At 69.8% G+C, this 15,652-nt stretch carries 12 protein-coding genes and 1 pseudogene; 7 read left to right on the top strand and 6 right to left on the bottom strand.

The window, feature by feature from the left end; all coding sequences use genetic code 11:
- Position 1: 1 nt before the first annotated feature.
- Positions 2-193 (bottom strand): hypothetical protein, encoded by a 192-nt coding sequence (locus ABZ420_RS22770; protein WP_357126016.1) that lies wholly within the window; start codon positions 191-193, stop codon positions 2-4.
- Between the two features lie 183 nt (positions 194-376).
- On the opposite strand from ABZ420_RS22770, the gene ABZ420_RS22765 reads away from it, so the two are divergent.
- Positions 377-943, top strand: a complete 567-nt coding sequence (locus ABZ420_RS22765; RefSeq protein ID WP_357126013.1) for a nicotinamidase — start codon at positions 377-379, stop codon at positions 941-943.
- A gap of 57 nt (positions 944-1,000) precedes the next feature.
- On the top strand, positions 1,001-3,049 hold the full coding sequence (locus ABZ420_RS22760; RefSeq protein WP_357126010.1) for an ATP-dependent DNA helicase: 2,049 nt from the start codon (positions 1,001-1,003) through the stop codon (positions 3,047-3,049).
- A gap of 66 nt (positions 3,050-3,115) precedes the next feature.
- Here the strand turns inward: ABZ420_RS22760 and ABZ420_RS22755 are convergent, their stop codons facing one another.
- The 3 genes from ABZ420_RS22755 to glgP all read right to left on the bottom strand — a co-directional run bounded on the left by ABZ420_RS22755 (position 3,116) and on the right by glgP (position 7,855).
- A complete protein-coding gene (locus tag ABZ420_RS22755) occupies positions 3,116-3,649 on the bottom strand; it encodes a DoxX family membrane protein (protein WP_357126008.1) in 534 nt (177 codons plus the stop codon).
- Between the two features lie 161 nt (positions 3,650-3,810).
- Positions 3,811-5,172, bottom strand: a complete 1,362-nt coding sequence (locus ABZ420_RS22750; RefSeq protein WP_357126005.1) for an NCS2 family permease — start codon at positions 5,170-5,172, stop codon at positions 3,811-3,813.
- Positions 5,173-5,281: 109 nt separating this feature from the next.
- On the bottom strand, positions 5,282-7,855 hold the full coding sequence (gene glgP, locus ABZ420_RS22745; RefSeq protein ID WP_357126001.1) for an alpha-glucan family phosphorylase: 2,574 nt from the start codon (positions 7,853-7,855) through the stop codon (positions 5,282-5,284).
- Positions 7,856-8,148: 293 nt separating this feature from the next.
- On the opposite strand from glgP, the gene ABZ420_RS22740 reads away from it, so the two are divergent.
- The 4 genes from ABZ420_RS22740 (at position 8,149) to glgB (ending at position 13,762) form a co-directional block, all read left to right on the top strand.
- Complete coding sequence (locus ABZ420_RS22740; RefSeq protein ID WP_157172668.1) at positions 8,149-8,592, top strand: hypothetical protein; 444 nt, start codon at positions 8,149-8,151, stop codon at positions 8,590-8,592.
- Positions 8,593-8,743: 151 nt separating this feature from the next.
- Positions 8,744-9,385: a LysE family translocator gene (locus ABZ420_RS22735; RefSeq protein ID WP_357125998.1), complete on the top strand. Its 642-nt coding sequence runs from the start codon at positions 8,744-8,746 to the stop codon at positions 9,383-9,385.
- Between the two features lie 223 nt (positions 9,386-9,608).
- Positions 9,609-11,612 (top strand): alpha-1,4-glucan--maltose-1-phosphate maltosyltransferase, encoded by a 2,004-nt coding sequence (locus ABZ420_RS22730; RefSeq protein WP_357125995.1) that lies wholly within the window; start codon positions 9,609-9,611, stop codon positions 11,610-11,612.
- Entirely contained in the window at positions 11,609-13,762 is a 2,154-nt protein-coding gene (gene glgB, locus ABZ420_RS22725) for a 1,4-alpha-glucan branching protein GlgB (protein WP_357125992.1), read from the top strand. Before ABZ420_RS22730 ends, glgB begins: the two co-directional genes overlap by 4 nt.
- 443 nt (positions 13,763-14,205) lie before the next feature.
- On the opposite strand, the gene ABZ420_RS22720 is transcribed toward glgB, so the two are convergent.
- Positions 14,206-15,054, bottom strand: coding sequence for a tetratricopeptide repeat protein (locus ABZ420_RS22720; RefSeq protein ID WP_357126321.1), 849 nt, complete (start codon positions 15,052-15,054; stop codon positions 14,206-14,208).
- Positions 15,055-15,115: 61 nt separating this feature from the next.
- Positions 15,116-15,484 carry a DUF3817 domain-containing protein gene (locus ABZ420_RS22715; RefSeq protein WP_062971737.1) on the bottom strand — a complete coding sequence of 123 codons (369 nt, stop codon included), beginning with the start codon at positions 15,482-15,484 and terminating at the stop codon, positions 15,116-15,118.
- A 97-nt stretch (positions 15,485-15,581) separates the two neighbouring features.
- Here ABZ420_RS22715 and ABZ420_RS22710 point away from each other — a divergent pair.
- Positions 15,582-15,652, top strand: a pseudogene (locus ABZ420_RS22710) (signal peptidase II); the annotation flags it as partial.

Raw genomic sequence — 15,652 nt, 5'->3', positions numbered from 1 at the left:
GTCAGCGCCTGCGCGGGTCGACTCGGGAGACCAGTAGCAGTCCGGCGGCGAACAGCAGCGCGAACACCACGCCGGTGATCCCGAACCACACCCAGGCCGACGGTTCGGCGGGACGGGAGCCCAGCAAGAAGAGGACCGCGAGAAACACGGTGGTGCCGGTGATCACGCTGCGGAAGAGTTTGGCAGGACTCATGAGAAGGTCTCCGAACGGAAAGGCGGCGAACCGCGCCGCCGACGAAAGGGGCACTCGGTAATCACCCCGGGCGGTGGTCGCGTTTACATCGCGAGGCGCGGAATTCCCGCGAGTCGGGCGAACGAGCGTGCGACCGCGCGGCAGAATCTGAAACAGTCATTCAGCACACCGCGGGAGGTCACCATGACCCGGGCACTGATCATCGTCGACGTCCAGAACGATTTCTGCGAGGGCGGTTCACTCGCGGTCACCGGCGGAGCCGCCGTGGCGGCCCGGATCAGCGAGTACCTCACGGCGGCGAAGTACGGCGCGATCATCGCGACCCGGGACTATCACGTCGATCCCGGCGCGCACTTCTCCGACGCGCCCGACTACGTCGACACCTGGCCGCCGCACTGCCTGGTCGGCACGCCGGGCGCCGATTTCCACCCGGCGCTGGCCACCGGAGACGTCCAGGCGATCTTCTCCAAGGGCGAGTACTCGGCGGCCTACTCCGGGTTCGAGGGCACGACCGAGGACGGCACCGGGCTGGCCGACTGGCTGCGCGAGCGCGGCGTCGACGCGGTCGACGTGGTCGGCATCGCGACCGACCATTGTGTGCGCGCCACCGCGCTGGACGCGCGCATCGAGGGTTTCGACACCCGCGTCCTGCTCGACCTCACCGCGGGTGTCGCCCCCGATACGGTCGCCGCCGCGCTGGACCGCATGCGCGGGGCGGGCGTCGACCTGGAGGGGAGCGTCAACCGGTAGACCGCCCGGTCTCGGCGACCGTCCTGCCCTGTCGGAGGCGACGAGTAGGCTGCTCGCGTGCCCGAACTCCCGCCCGTTTCCGACCTTTTGGCCACCGCAGTGCAGGCGCTCGGCGGCAAGGAGCGCGCCGGGCAGACGACGATGGCCGCCGCGGTCGACCACGCGATCGATACCAAGGAACACCTCGCGGTGCAGGCCGGGACGGGCACCGGTAAGTCGCTGGCGTATCTGGTGCCGAGCCTGCGCCACGCCGTGCGCACCGGCCGCACCGTGGTGGTCTCCACCGCGACGATCGCGCTGCAGCGGCAGCTGGTCGACCGCGATCTCCCCCGGCTGGCCGACGCGCTGAGCGCGCCGCTGGGGCGCACGCCGAAGTTCGCGATCCTCAAGGGGCGCAACAACTACCTGTGCTTGAACAAGATCAACAGCGCGATTCCCGACGAGCCCGCCGAGGCGGAGCTGTTCGACGCGTTCGCGATCTCCCGCCTCGGCCGCGAAGTGCAACGGCTCAACGAGTGGACCTCCGACACGGAGACCGGTGACCGCGACGAACTCGCCCCCGGGGTGAGCGATCGCGCCTGGCGGCAGGTCAGCGTGTCGTCGCGGGAGTGCCTCGGCAAGTCACGCTGCTCCTTCGGCCAGGATTGCTTCGCCGAGCGGGCCAGGACCGAGTCGGCGCAGGCCGATGTGGTGGTGACCAACCACGCGCTGCTGGCCATCGACGCGATCAGCGGCATCCAGGTGCTGCCCGAGCACGACGTGGTGGTCATCGACGAGGCGCACGAGCTGGTCGACCGGGTCACCGGCGTGGCCACCGCCGAACTGGCCTCCGCCGCGATCAGCGCGGCGGCCCGGCGCTGCGCCAAGCTCATCGATGAGCGGGAGGTGGACCGCCTGGAGGGCGCCGCCGAGGCCTGGCACACCGTGCTGGACGAGCTGCCCGCCGCCCGGTGGGACACCCTGCCCGACGGCGTCGCCCCGGTGCTGGCCCTGATCCGCGATGCCGCCTGGAACGCGCGCACCGCGCTCGCGCCGCCGGGTAGCACCACCGCGCAGGGCGATCCGGAGACCTCCGCCGCCCGCACCATGGCAGTGGCCGCGCTGGACGAGGTGCACGACAGCGCGGTCCGCGCGCTGACGGCGTTCGACGAGCCCGATCCCGCCGCGCGCCGGGACGTCATCTGGCTGGCCGCCGACGAGATCCGCGGCGTGGTGCGCCGCTCGCTGCGGATGGCGCCGCTGTCGGTGGGCGGGCTGCTGCGCAGCAGGCTCTTCGGCACCGCGACCGTCGTGCTGACCTCCGCCACGTTGCAGATCGGCGGTTCCTTCGACGGCCTGGCGGTGACGTGGGGCCTGCCCGCGCAGTCGGGCAGTCGCACCGATCCGGCCACCGCGAACGGGGCCCAGCCGCCAGCGGACACCGAGACCGTGCGCTGGAGCTCGCTCGATGTCGGCTCACCGTTCGACCACGCCAAGTCCGGCATTCTCTACGTCGCCAAGCACCTGCCCGCGCCGGGCCGCGACGGGCTCGCACCGGCCTACCTGGACGAGATCGAGCGGCTCATCACCGCGGCGGGCGGGCGCACCCTCGGCTTGTTCTCCTCGATGCGCGCCGCCCGCGCGGCCACCGACGCGCTGCGCCCACGGTTGCAGACCCCGGTGTTGTGCCAGGGCGACGACTCGACGGGCGCGTTGGTCCGCAAATTCGCCGACGACCCGGAGACTTCGCTGTTCGGCACGCTGTCGCTGTGGCAGGGCGTCGACGTGCCCGGACCGTCGCTGAGCCTGGTGATCCTCGACCGCATCCCCTTCCCCCGGCCGGACGATCCGCTGCTGGCGGCCCGGCAGCGTGCCGTGGAGATGCGGGGCGGAAACGGGTTCATGACGGTAGCCGCCAGCCACGCGGCTCTGCTGCTCGCGCAGGGCACCGGACGCCTGCTGCGCAGCGTCGACGATCGCGGCGTGGTCGCCATCCTCGATTCCCGCCTCGCCACCGCCCGCTATGGCGGCTACCTGCGCGCGTCGCTGCCGCCGTACTGGGAGACGGCCGACCCGGAGGTCGTGGTCAAGGCCTTGCGGCGGCTGTCCGCCGCCGCGACGGTGTGATATGTGATATCGGCCGCGGCGCGGCGACCGAGGTCACCGCGCCGCTGATCCGGCTGTGCCGGAGATTCAGAGAGCCCACTTCAGGATCAGCGTGAGCGCGCCCGTCACGACCGCGAGAATCAGCGCGCCGACTCCCCACGCGAATCCGTGACGTCCCCACGGACGCCCGGCGTCCAACGAGAACTTGCCGGGCCCGGTGAAGGGCAGCGCAGCACCGACCACCGCGAACAGCAGACCCATTTCGTAACCACCCAGCAGACCACCGGCCCAGGTGGCGTTGATGGCGTTGATCATCGTGCCCACCACGATCGCACCGGCCAGCGGCGTCAGCAGTCCGAGCAGCAGGAGCAGGCCACCACCGAGTTCGCTCAGGCCCGCCAGGGTGCCGAACACCCTGCCCGGGTTGTAGCCCATCTGCTCGAAGCCGTCGGCATTGGCCTGCAGGCCCGGGCCGCCCCACCAGCCGAAGAGTTTCTGCGCTCCGTGTGCCGCGAGCAAACCGCCGAAGACGACTCGCACGATCAGCAGGCCGATGTCGGTGGCGACGCCGTCCAACTCGGTGCGGGTGCCGGTTCTGTCGAGTACGGATCTCATGGTCATGCTGGTCCTCATCCCTGTGCTGCCGTTCGGGGCACGATCGTTAGCTCGGCGAATAAACGGACTACGGTCCGATTCTCGCACGAAGGAGCCAACTACCCAACCTTTCGGTGTATTCCACGTCCGGGTGGGAAGGACGGTTCAGCGCGCAAGCGAGCGGAGGGTTACTCCGCGAGGAAGAAGAAGTAGCCGAGGAACACCAGCATCAACGCCCACATCGCCGGGTGCACGTCCTTGATCCGGCCCTTGGCCGCCATGACCACCGGATACAGCAGCATGCCCATGGCAAGGCCGTTGGCGATGGAGTACGTCAGCGGCATCATCACGACGGTGACGAACGCGGGCACCGAGTATTCGAGACGGTTCCAGTCGATCTGGCCGAGCGCGCGGGCCATCAGGATGCCGACCACGATGAGCGCGGGCGCGGTCACCTCACCCGAGCCCGCGACCACCGCGAAGATCGGATAGCAGAACATCGCGACGAGGAACCAGCCCGCGGTGGTGACGGCGGTCAGCCCGGTCCGGCCGCCCGCCGAGACGCCCGCGGTCGATTCCACATAGGCGGTCGTGGTCGAGGTGCCGATGACCGCGCCTGCCATGGTGCCCACCGAGTCCGCCGCCAGCGCGCTCGCGGCACGCGGCAGTTTGCCCTTGTCGTCCAGCAGGCCCGCCTGGTTCGCGACGCCGATCAGGGTGCCCGACGCGTCGAAGAAGTCGACGAACAGCATGGTCAGCACCACCACGGCCATCTGGCCGGTGAACGCGTCGGGCAGATGGACGATCGCCTGACCGAAGGTGTGCTCGAGCCCCTGTGGCGCGGCGAAGACGCCCTTGGGCAGATCGACCAAGCCGCTCACGATGCCGACGATCGTGGTCAGCACGATGCCGTAGAGCACCGCGCCGTGCCAGCCCCGCACCAGGAACACCACGGTCACCAGCAGGCCGAACAGCGCGAGCAGCGTGGTGCCCTTGGTGAAGTCGCCCAGCGTGACCAGCGTCGCCTCGCTGTTCACCACGATCCCGGCGTTCTTCAGGCCGAGGAAGGCCACGAACAACCCGATACCGGCGCCGACGGCGAGCTTCAGCTGCATCGGGATCGCGTTGAGGATGCGTTCGCGCACCTTGGTCACGGCGAGGACGAAGAAGATGACGCCGGACAGGAACGTGCCCGACAGCGCCACCTGCCACGGAATCCCCATCTCGAGCACCACCGTGTACGCGAAGAACGCGTTGAGTCCCATACCCGGTGCGAGCGCGATCGGATACCGGGCCCACAGCCCCATGACCAGCGTGCCGAACACCGCCGCGACGGCGGTGGCGGTGAACACCGCCTGCATCGGGATGCCCTTGTCGCCCAGAGCGCCCTGATCGCCGAGCACCGCTGGATTCACCGCGAGGACATACGACATGGCCAGGAACGTGACCGTGCCCGCCATGAGTTCGCGCTTGACGGTCGAGCCGTTCGAGCGGACGCCGAAGTACCCGTCGAGGCGTCCTCGAGTCCGGTGCAGAACATCGGTGACCATGGGTGACTCCAGTCGAGGAACGAATCGGGGCGTGCCAAGGGCACGGTAACCGACGGTTCACTACCTGGGGCAACCCGCGGTGGCGCCATCGTGACCGGCGCCACCGGGACTAGGCGCTCGGCGCGGAGACCAACCCGAGTTCGGCGTCGGAGGCCAGCAGCTCGTTGTGCGGCAGCACGCGCACGGTGTAGCCGACCGCGCCGGACAGCGGCAGCGGAGTGTCGACGGTGAACAGCTCGGCGCCGGCGTCGGACCCGGTGTGCGTCATCGGGACCGTCGTGGTGTCGGAGAGGTCGTCGGTCGCCGACACCCGGCCGAGCACCGCCTGCACCACCACGTCGGGCACGCTCAATCCGCCGAGCTCGACCCGCGCGGTCAGCGACAGCCGCGCCCCGATGACCGGCGTGTCCGGCAGCCCCGCGCTGTCGACCTGGATCACCTTGACCGAGGGCCAGGCCGACTCGACCCGGTGCCGGTACTCGGCGACGGCCCGCGCGACGGCGAAATCGTCGGCCGTCGCCCGCTGATGAGCCGCGGCGGCGGGAGCGTAGTACTCCACGGCGTAGTCGCGCACCATCCGGGAAGCCAGGACCTTCGGCCCCAAGGTCTGCAAAGTGTGGCGAACCATCTCGACCCAGCGCACCGGCATCCCGGACGCGTCGCGCTCGTAGAAGCGCGGCGCCACCGCCCGCTCGAACAGGTCGTAGAGCGCGGCGGCCTCCAGATCGTCGCGGCGGTGCTCGTCCCGGACGCCCTCCGCGGTCGGAATGGACCATCCGTTCTCGCCGTCGTACATCTCGTCCCACCAGCCGTCCCGGATGGACAGATTGAGCCCGCCGTTCAGCGCGGATTTCATGCCGGATGTGCCGCACGCCTCCAGCGGGCGCAGCGGGTTGTTCAGCCAGACGTCGCAACCCCAGTACAGGTAGCGGGCCATCGACATGTCGTAGTCCGGCAGGAAGACGATCCGGTGCCGCACCTCGGGATCGTCGGCGAAGCGGACCACCTGCTGGATGAGCGCCTTGCCGCCGTCATCGGCCGGGTGGCTCTTGCCCGCGACGACCAGTTGCATCGGCCGCCGCGGGTCCAGCAGCAAAGCACGCAGCCGCTGCGGGTCGCGCAGCATGAGAGTGAGGCGCTTGTAGGTCGGCACCCGGCGGGCGAATCCGACGGTCAGCACATTCGGGTCGAAGACCCCGTTCACCCAGCCGAGTTCGGCCTCCGCGGCGCCGCGCTCCAACCAGGACGCGCGCACCCTGCGGCGCACCTCGTCGACGAGGATGCCGCGCAGGGTGTTACGGGTGGACCACAGCTCGGTGAGATCGACGTCGCGCAGCCGTTCCCAGCCGCGCCCCTCCTCGAGCAGTTCCGCGCCGATGTGCTCGCGCGCCTTGTCCACCCATTCGCGCGCGGCCCACGTGGTGGCGTGCACGCCGTTGGTGACCGAACCGATCGGCACCTCCGCCGGGTCGAAACCCGGCCACAGCGAGGCGAACATCGACCGGCTCACCGCGCCGTGCAGCTTCGAGACACCGTTGGCGCGCTGCGCCAGTCGCAGACCCATGTGCGCCATATTGAAGACGGAGGGGTCGGCTTCCCGGCCGAGCGCCACGATGCGGTCCACCGAAAGACCGGGCAGCAGAGCGGATTCGGATTCTCCGTGCGCACCGCCGAAGTAGCGCCGCACCATCGGCATAGGGAAACGATCGATGCCCGCCGGGACCGGTGTATGCGTGGTGAACACCGTGCCCGCCCGCACGGCGGCGAGTGCGGAATCGAAATCCTGCCCCGCCGCGACGAATTCGCGGATGCGCTCCACACCGAGGAAACCCGCGTGGCCTTCGTTCATGTGGAACACGTCGGGATCGGGCAGCCCCGCGGACGCGGTGTATGCGCGCACCGCGCGAACACCGCCGATGCCCGCGAGGATCTCCTGGCGGATGCGATGCTCCTGATCGCCGCCGTAGAGCCGGTCGGTGACCGCGCGCAACTCCGGGTCGTTCTCGGCGATGTCGGAGTCCAGCAGCAACAGCGGAACCCGGCCCACCTGGGCGATCCACACCCGCGCACGCAGCACCCTGCGGTCGGGCATCGCCACGTGGACGAGCACCGGCGAGCCGTCTGAGGTGAGCGCCCGCAACGGCAAGCCCTGCGGGTCCAGCGCCGGATAGTGCTCGGCCTGCCAGCCGTCGGTCGTCAGCGACTGCCGGAAGTAACCCGAGCGGTACAGCAATCCCACCCCGATCAGCGGCAGGCCGAGGTCGGAGGCGCCCTTCAAATGGTCGCCCGCCAGGATGCCGAGGCCGCCCGAGTAATTCGGCAGCACCTCGGTGACGCCGAACTCCATCGAGAAGTAGGCGATGCCCCGCACACCCTCCTCCCCCGCCCGGCGCTGGAACCAGCCCGGCGCCGCCAGATAATCGCGCAGCTCCGCCGCCGCGGCGTCGACTCGCGCGACATAGCCGGCATCTGCGGCCAGCTCGTCCAGCCGCGCCGCGGGTACCTCGCCCAGCATCCGGACCGGATCGTGCCCCATCTCCTGCCACCGCCGCGGGTCGAGCGCGGCGAACAGGTCCTGCGTCGGCGGATGCCACGACCAGCGCAGATTCGTGGCGAGCTCACCAAGGGCCGCCAGGCGCTCGGGCAGATGGGCACGGACGGTGAAACGACGCAATGCCTTCATTCGGTAGAAACTACACGGCGCCGGGAGCGGCCGCCCCGCGTGATCAGGCCCCGGAAAACCTTTCCACCAGCATGTTTCCCGGTCAGGTCGCGATGAGATCAGCCCACCCGATCGTGCGTAACGCGCTCTACCGTCACAGAACGGCCACACGACGCGCACCGACGCGCCCGCTCCCGCTACCCGATCGAGACCCGCACTCGCTTGTGAACCCGAGAACGCCGGGCAAACCCACAAGCTGTGCGGACCAACCGGCCGCACCAACCGAAATCAGTACGGGAGTGATCGAGATGTGGATGACAGCACACCCAAATCGCGCCCGCGATCGGCGCTGGTCACGCACTGGAGCAGCGCTCACGGGGTTCGGAGCTCTCGCGGCGGCGTTCGTTCTCGTCGCGCCCACCGCCGGGGCGGCGGTCACGACGGCAACGGCGAGCCCGGCCCAAGGAATGACTCTCGGTTTCGGGAACTACGGGACCAACTGCCAGTACCGGGTAACGGCCACGGTGGACAACATTCCGTCGTCCGAGTCCGTCCAGTTCACCGACAGCGCCGCGGGCACGTTCTCCCCGAATCCCGCGCCGGTGGTCGGCAATCAGGCGACCACCGTCTGGATGCCCGACGCGACCGGGCAACACACGATCTCCGCGGTGCAGGGCACCGGTCCCGCTTGGACCTCACCGGTGATGACGGTGGGCAACGGCATGAATCTCGGCTTCGCCTGCATGGTCATGCCGTAAGCGCGACTTCCGGCAGGCAGGTGAGCGCCCGGGTGGCCACCAGCGCGGTGCTCTCCGGCCGCGGCCACCCGGGCACCTCGCAATTGCCGCACGGTGCGCGCACGCGCGAAAATTCGTGGCCCGAGTGAAGCCGAGGTGACAGCATCGGCTGATGCCGCACTGGGTCGACGTTCTTCCGCAATTCCTGACGGCCTGCCTGCTCCTCGCCGCGCTGCCGGGCCCGGCGACCGCGTTGTTCCTCCAGCGCGCGGTGCGTGACGGTCGCACCGCGGGCCTGGCGGCGGTGGCCGGAAACGAGATCGGCGTGCTCGGCTGGACGTTGGCGGGTGGGGCGGGGCTGTCGGTCCTGCTCGTCGCGAACCGAGCCGTGAACACGGCGGTGCACGTGATCGGCGCGCTCGTGCTGATCTGGCTCGGCGTGCAGGCATGGCGAGGTGCGCGCGGTGGCGACGAGTTCGGCAGTGCGATGACGAAGATGCTGCCCGCTGGTCGCACGCCCGCCGCCGCCTTCCGCGCCTCGCTGGTGTCGATCGCGGCCAATCCCAAGGCGGCCGTCTTCGGATTGACGATCCTTCCGCAATTCCTTCCGTCCGACGGTCCGGTGCTGCCGACCGTGGTGATCCTGGCGCTGATCCAGTTGGTGCTCGACACCGCGTGGTGCGTCGGCGTGGTCCTGGCCGCCGACCGCGCGGGCGCGTGGTTGCGCCGCACCGGGATCCGGCAGCGGGTCGAACGCGCACTCGGCGCGGTCCTGGTCGCGCTCGGCCTCGGCCTCGCCGCCGACGCGCGCTGACCGGAACAGCGCAGTAGCTGCGCCGGCGGCACTCGTCGGCTCGACCGCACGCCCCACCGGAATGCGGAGGTGCGGCCGGCAACGCTCCCGGCTCGACCGCCGGGGTCGCTTCGGCAACCGCGCGGCGAGCCGATGCGGATTCAGCAGCCGCGACCTCGGCCGGGGCGGGCGCGAAACCTCGCCGATCCCGTCCGGAAGGCCGGTAACCGGTAGGTTGGGTCCCGTGACCGGCCGCATCGCTATCGATGACACTGCACCGTCCATCCCAGGCGGCCGGCCCGCCAAGGCGGTGGTCGGCGAGGTATTCCCGGTGCGCACCGTGGTGTGGCGCGAAGGGCACGACGCCGTCGCCGCCACCCTCGTCGTCCGCGGCCCCGGCGCCTCGCGGCCCTCCCGCATCCGCATGACGCCGGACTACGAGCCCGACGTCTTCAACGCGACCTTCACACCCAACGCTCCTGGAGTGTGGACCTACCGGATCGAAGGCTGGAGCGATCCGATCGCGACCTGGCGCTCGGCGATCGAGGCGAAGCTGGCGGTCGGGCAGAGCGCCGCCGATCTGGCCAACGACCTCGAATTGGGCGCCCGCCTGTTCGATCGCGCTGCCCAGGCCGTACCCAAGAAGCAATTCCAGCGCTTACGCGCGGTCGCGGCGGCGCTGCGCGGTGACGACCAACTGCCCGCGCGGGTGGCACCGGCCTTCACCGAGGAGGTCGCCGAGATCCTGCGCGCCACGCCGCTGCGCGACCTGGTCACCCGGGGGCCGCAGCACATCGTCCAGGTCGAGCGGCACCGCGCGCTCTACGGCTCCTGGTACGAGTTCTTCCCACGCTCGACCGGCGGCCGCGACGGCACCGGCAAACCCGTGCACGGCACCTTCGCCACGGCGGCGAAGGAGCTTCCGCGCATCGCGGCCATGGGTTTCGACGTGGTGTACCTGCCACCCATCCACCCCATCGGCGAAATCAACCGCAAGGGCCGCAACAACGCGCTCACCGCCGAGCCGGGCGACGTCGGCTCGCCGTGGGCCATCGGCTCGAAGCACGGCGGTCACGATGCCGTGCATCCGGATCTGGGCACCGAAGACGATTTCGCCGAATTCGTCGCGGCGGCCCGCGAACTCGGCCTCGAGGTGGCGCTCGACCTCGCCTTGCAGTGCGCGCCCGATCATCCCTGGGTGCAGGCGCACCCGGAGTGGTTCACCACGCTGCCCGACGGAACCATCGCCTACGCGGAGAACCCGCCGAAGAAGTACCAGGACATCTACCCGGTCAATTTCGACAACGATCCCGACGGCCTCTACGCCGAGGTGCTGCGGGTAACCCGGCACTGGATCGACCTCGGCGTCAGGATCTTCCGCGTCGACAACCCGCACACCAAGCCCGCCGATTTCTGGGAGTGGCTGATCGGCAACGTGTGGCGCACCGACCCCGAGGTCATCTTCCTGTCCGAGGCGTTCACCCGCCCCGCCCGGCTCTACGGACTCGCCCGGCGCGGGTTCAGCCAGTCCTACACGTATTTCACCTGGCGGGTGGCCAAGTGGGAACTCACCGAGTTCGGCAACGAATTGGCCGCGAAGGCCGACGAGGCCCGTCCGAACCTCTTCGTCAACACCCCGGACATCCTGCACGAGAGCCTCCAGCACGGCGGACCGGGGATGTTCGCCATCCGCGCCGTCCTGGCCGCCACCCTCGCCCCCACCTGGGGCGTCTACTCCGGCTTCGAGCTGTTCGAGCATCAGGCGGTGCGCCCCGACAGCGAGGAGTACCTCGACTCGGAGAAGTACGAACTGCGGCCGCGCCCCTTCGCCGAGGCGCTCGCGCGCGGAGAATCGCTGGAGCCGTGGCTCACCCGGCTCAACGAGATCCGTCGGGCGCACCCCGCCTTGCAACAGCTGCGCTGCCTGCATTTCCATCACGTGGACAACGACGCGCTGCTCGCCTACTCCAAGATCGACCCCGTCGGCGGCGACGCGGTGCTGGTCGTGGTGAATCTCAACCCCTACGCCGCCGAATGGGGCATGCTCTCGCTCGATCTGCCCGCGATCGGCCGCGAGTGGCACGACCATCCGGTGGTGTACGACGAGGTCAGCGGTGAGGAATACCACTGGGCCCAGACCAATTACGTGCGGTTGGACCCCGCGCATACCGTCGCGCACATCATCGCGCTGCCCCCGGTGTCCCAGCAGGCTCGCACCGAGCTGGCCTACCGCAGGACCCTGCGATGAAACGGCGCGATCTCATGCTGCTCGCCGCGGGCACCCATCCCGACCCGCACACCGTGCTCGGCGCGCATACCCATCCCGACGGCACGGCGGTGCGGGTGCTGCGCCCGCACGCGCAGACCGTGTCGGTGCGGGTCGGCGGCGTCGATCACGCGCTGAAGTCCCTGGATCACGGCGTATTCGCCGCGGTGCTGCCGTACCCGGAACTCATGGACTATCGCGTCGTGACGACCTATCCCGGCGGTCAGACGATCGTCAGCGCCGACGGCTACCGCTTCCTGCCCACACTCGGCGAACTCGACCTGCATCTGATCGGCGAAGGACGTCACGAGCGCCTGTGGGAGGTGCTCGGCGCGCACCCGCGCCGCTACACCACCCTCGACGGTGAGGTCACGGGCACGTCGTTCGCGGTGTGGGCGCCGAGCGCGCGCGGCGTCACCGTGTTCGGCGACTTCGACGGCTGGAGCGGTGACACCGCGCCGATGCGCGCGCTGGGCTCGTCCGGTATCTGGGAAGTCTTCGTCCCGGGTGTCGAGCCGGGCACCAAGTACAAATACCGCGTGCACGGCGCCGACGGGCGGACCGTCGATCACGCCGACCCGCTCGCCTTCGCCACCGAACATCCTCCGGCGACCGCGTCAGTGGTCACCGAAAGCCACCACGCGTGGCGCGACCGCGCGTGGCTCGAGCGGCGCGCCGCCACCGACCCCACCCGCGCCCCGATGAGCGTCTACGAGGTGCATCTCGGTTCATGGCGACCGGGCCTCGGTTACCGCGAACTGGCCGAGCAGCTCGCCGAGTACGTGCAAGCGACCGGATACACCCATATCGAGTTGCTCCCCATCGCCGAGCATCCGTTCGGCGGCTCCTGGGGATATCAGGTCACCTCCTACTACGCGCCGACGGCGCGTTTCGGCTCCCCGGACGACTTCCGCGCGTTCGTCGACCGCATGCACGCGGCGGATATCGGCGTCCTGCTCGACTGGGTCCCGGCGCACTTCCCGCGCGACGAATGGGCGCTGGCCCGCTTCGACGGCACACCGCTCTACGAGCACGCCGACCCGCGCCGGGGCGAGCAACTCGACTGGGGCACCTATGTGTTCGATTTCGGCAGGCACGAGGTGCGCAACTTCCTCATCGCCAACGCGCGGTACTGGATCGAGGAATTCCACATCGACGGCCTGCGCGTCGACGCGGTCGCCTCCATGCTCTACCTCGACTACTCGCGTCCCGAAGGTCAGTGGGAGCCCAACGTGCACGGCGGCCGGGAGAATCTGGAGGCCGTCGACTTCCTGCAGGACCTCAACGAAACCCTGCATCGGCACCACCCCGGCGTCGTGACGATCGCCGAGGAGTCCACCACCTGGCCCGGCGTCACCCGCGGGACCGACGTCGGCGGTCTCGGCTTCACCATGAAATGGAACATGGGCTGGATGCACGACACCCTCGGGTTCCTCGGCCGCGACCCGGTGCACCGCTCCTGGCACCACAACGAGATCACCTTCTCGCTGGTCTACGCATGGAGCGAGAACTACGTGCTGCCGATCAGCCATGACGAGGTCGTGCACGGCAAAGGCACGCTATGGACCAGAATGCCCGGCGACGATTTCGCCAAGGCCGCGGGTGTGCGATCGCTGCTGGCCTATATGTGGGCCCACCCCGGTAAACAACTGCTGTTCATGGGCCAGGACTTCGGCCAGGTCCAAGAGTGGTCGCACGATCGCGGCCTGGACTGGCACGAACGGGACAACCCGCTGCACCAGGGCATCACCGCGCTGGTGTGCGACCTGAACGCGGTCTACCGCGCCCACCCCGCCCTGTGGAGCCAGGACACCACCCCGGGCGGCCACGCCTGGATCGAGGCGAACGACGCGACGAACAACGTGCTGGCGTTCCTGCGCTACGGCTCCGACGGCTCCGTCCTAGCCTGCGTCTACAACTTCTCCGGGGCGACGCACGACGCGTACCGGGTCGGCCTGCCCCACCGGGGCCGCTGGCGCGAGATCCTCAACACCGACGCGGAGAACTACGGCGGCTCCGGCCTCGGCAACCTGGGCGAGGTGCTGGCGACCGACGAGCCGTGGCACGACCGTCCCGCCTCGGCCGCCGTGACGCTCGCGCCGCACAGCGCGGTCTGGCTGCGTCCGGTCTAGAACCCGAACACCACTTCCAGCCCTGGCACACCCGTCCGGCAACACCGGGTACGGCCGAGGGCGCGGCTCCGAGCCCGCCGACTGCGATGCTCGATCATGGCACGTGCGCGGCAGTCGCATCACACCAGCGACGAATCGACCGACACCACATCCCCCTACCGGACCGGCGTCGGCCGCAGGGCCCGCAGCGACGCCCGAATTGCGCCGCCGACCGGGATGAACATCCGCGTCGGCACTGCGCCGGATAGGCGACGAACGGACTCGGGGGCAGACCCACTCACCGCGTAATCGAGCACGTGAGTGCGCGGTTCGCGGCTGGGCCCCAGGGAGGGCAGCGAGCGGATCGCGCCGCCGATTCGGACCCAGCGCATCCGCCCCGCCCGCTCCGAGCGGACGACCTGCCCCAGCGCCCGCGACACGGGCCACCCGGCGGACCGGCGAACTCAGTACAGCGCTGCGGCCAGCTTGCGGCGCGCGGCCACGACGAACGGCTCGGCCTGGTCGAAGAGCTCGAACAACTCCAGCAGACGGGTACGCGCCTTGGTGCGCTCGTCGCCGGAAGTGCGCTTCACGACGGCGATCAGGCGATCGAAGGCCGCCTCGGGCCGCTGCTGGAACAACTCGAGATCGGCGGCCTGGATCGCGGCGTCGACGTTCGACGGGTCGGCGTCGGCATCCGCGATGGCCGACTCCGGCAGTTCCTGTGCCCGGGCGAGGAAGCGGAGCTGGCGCAGCGCGCCCTTGGCCTCCTCGTTCGCGGGTTCGGCGTCGATGATCGCTTGGTAGGCGGCCTCCGCGCCGGCCAGGTCACCCTGCTCCAGCGCCGCCTCGGCCGCCGCGAAACGCGGGTCCTCGGCAGGCTCCTGTGGCTGCTCGCCACCTTCCAGCTTGCCCGCGACCGCGTCGACCACCGCGTTCAGCCACTGCCGTACCTGCGGCTCCGGTTGCGCGCCCTCGAAATCGGCCAGCGGCTGCCCGGCCGCGATCGCGATGACCGTCGGGATGCCCTGCACCCGCAGCGCCTGCGCGATCCGCATATTGGCCTCGGCTTCGACCGTGGCCAGGTCCCAGGTACCGCCGTCGGCGGCCACCAGATGCTCCAGCGTCCGCACCAGTTCGACGCTGCCCGGACTGCGCTGCGAATACAGCACGACCACCACGGGCACCTGCATGGAACGGCGCAGGACCTTGGTCTCGAAATCCGCCTCCGACACCGCGTGGTCGCCGCCTGCCGCACCGCCCGCGCTTGCCACGGGCTGCTTCAGGCTGGACAGATCGACCGCGCCGGACATGGCGGCGGCGACAGCGGGCGAAGGACGGCGTGCGGCTGGTCGATTCACGACTTCCAGTTTGTCACGACGTGGCGGATGCGGGTGCCCCGGACTCGGCCGAACCGGCGTTGCTCAGCTCACCCAACTGCCCCGAGCGCACCGCCCACACCTCGAACAGCACCGTGCAGAACGGCGGGATGCTCGACAGCAGCGCGAGAACGGTCGTCTTGGCACTCCAGCCCAGCTCGCGCGCGGCAACGATCGCGGTGATCACGAACAGCACGAACACGATGCCGTGCGTCATGCCGAACACCTTGACCGGCCACAGCACCGGCTCGGGAATCCGCTTGAACACCATCCCGATGATCAGCAGAAACCAGGAGATCGCCTCCAGCACCGCGACGAATCGAAACCGCTTGGCCACCGTGCTCAGGTCGAAGACATTGCCCATGCGCCCATTGTGCCGGATGCACTACACACTGTCGTAGTGAGCTCTGTCTAATTTGCTGTGTTCGATTTGCAGCGCCTGCGGCGCTGCGGGTTCGCGGGCGGCGTTCTCCATGGCCACCGGCATGACCTGGCTGCTCACCCTGGTCGCCGCCGCCGTCGTCGTCGGAGT

This window comes from Nocardia sp. NPDC005745, assembly GCF_040630775.1.
Classification (GTDB): domain Bacteria; phylum Actinomycetota; class Actinomycetes; order Mycobacteriales; family Mycobacteriaceae; genus Nocardia.
Note: the sequence above shows the minus strand (reverse complement) of the source record. Positions and strands in the feature narration are given on the sequence as shown.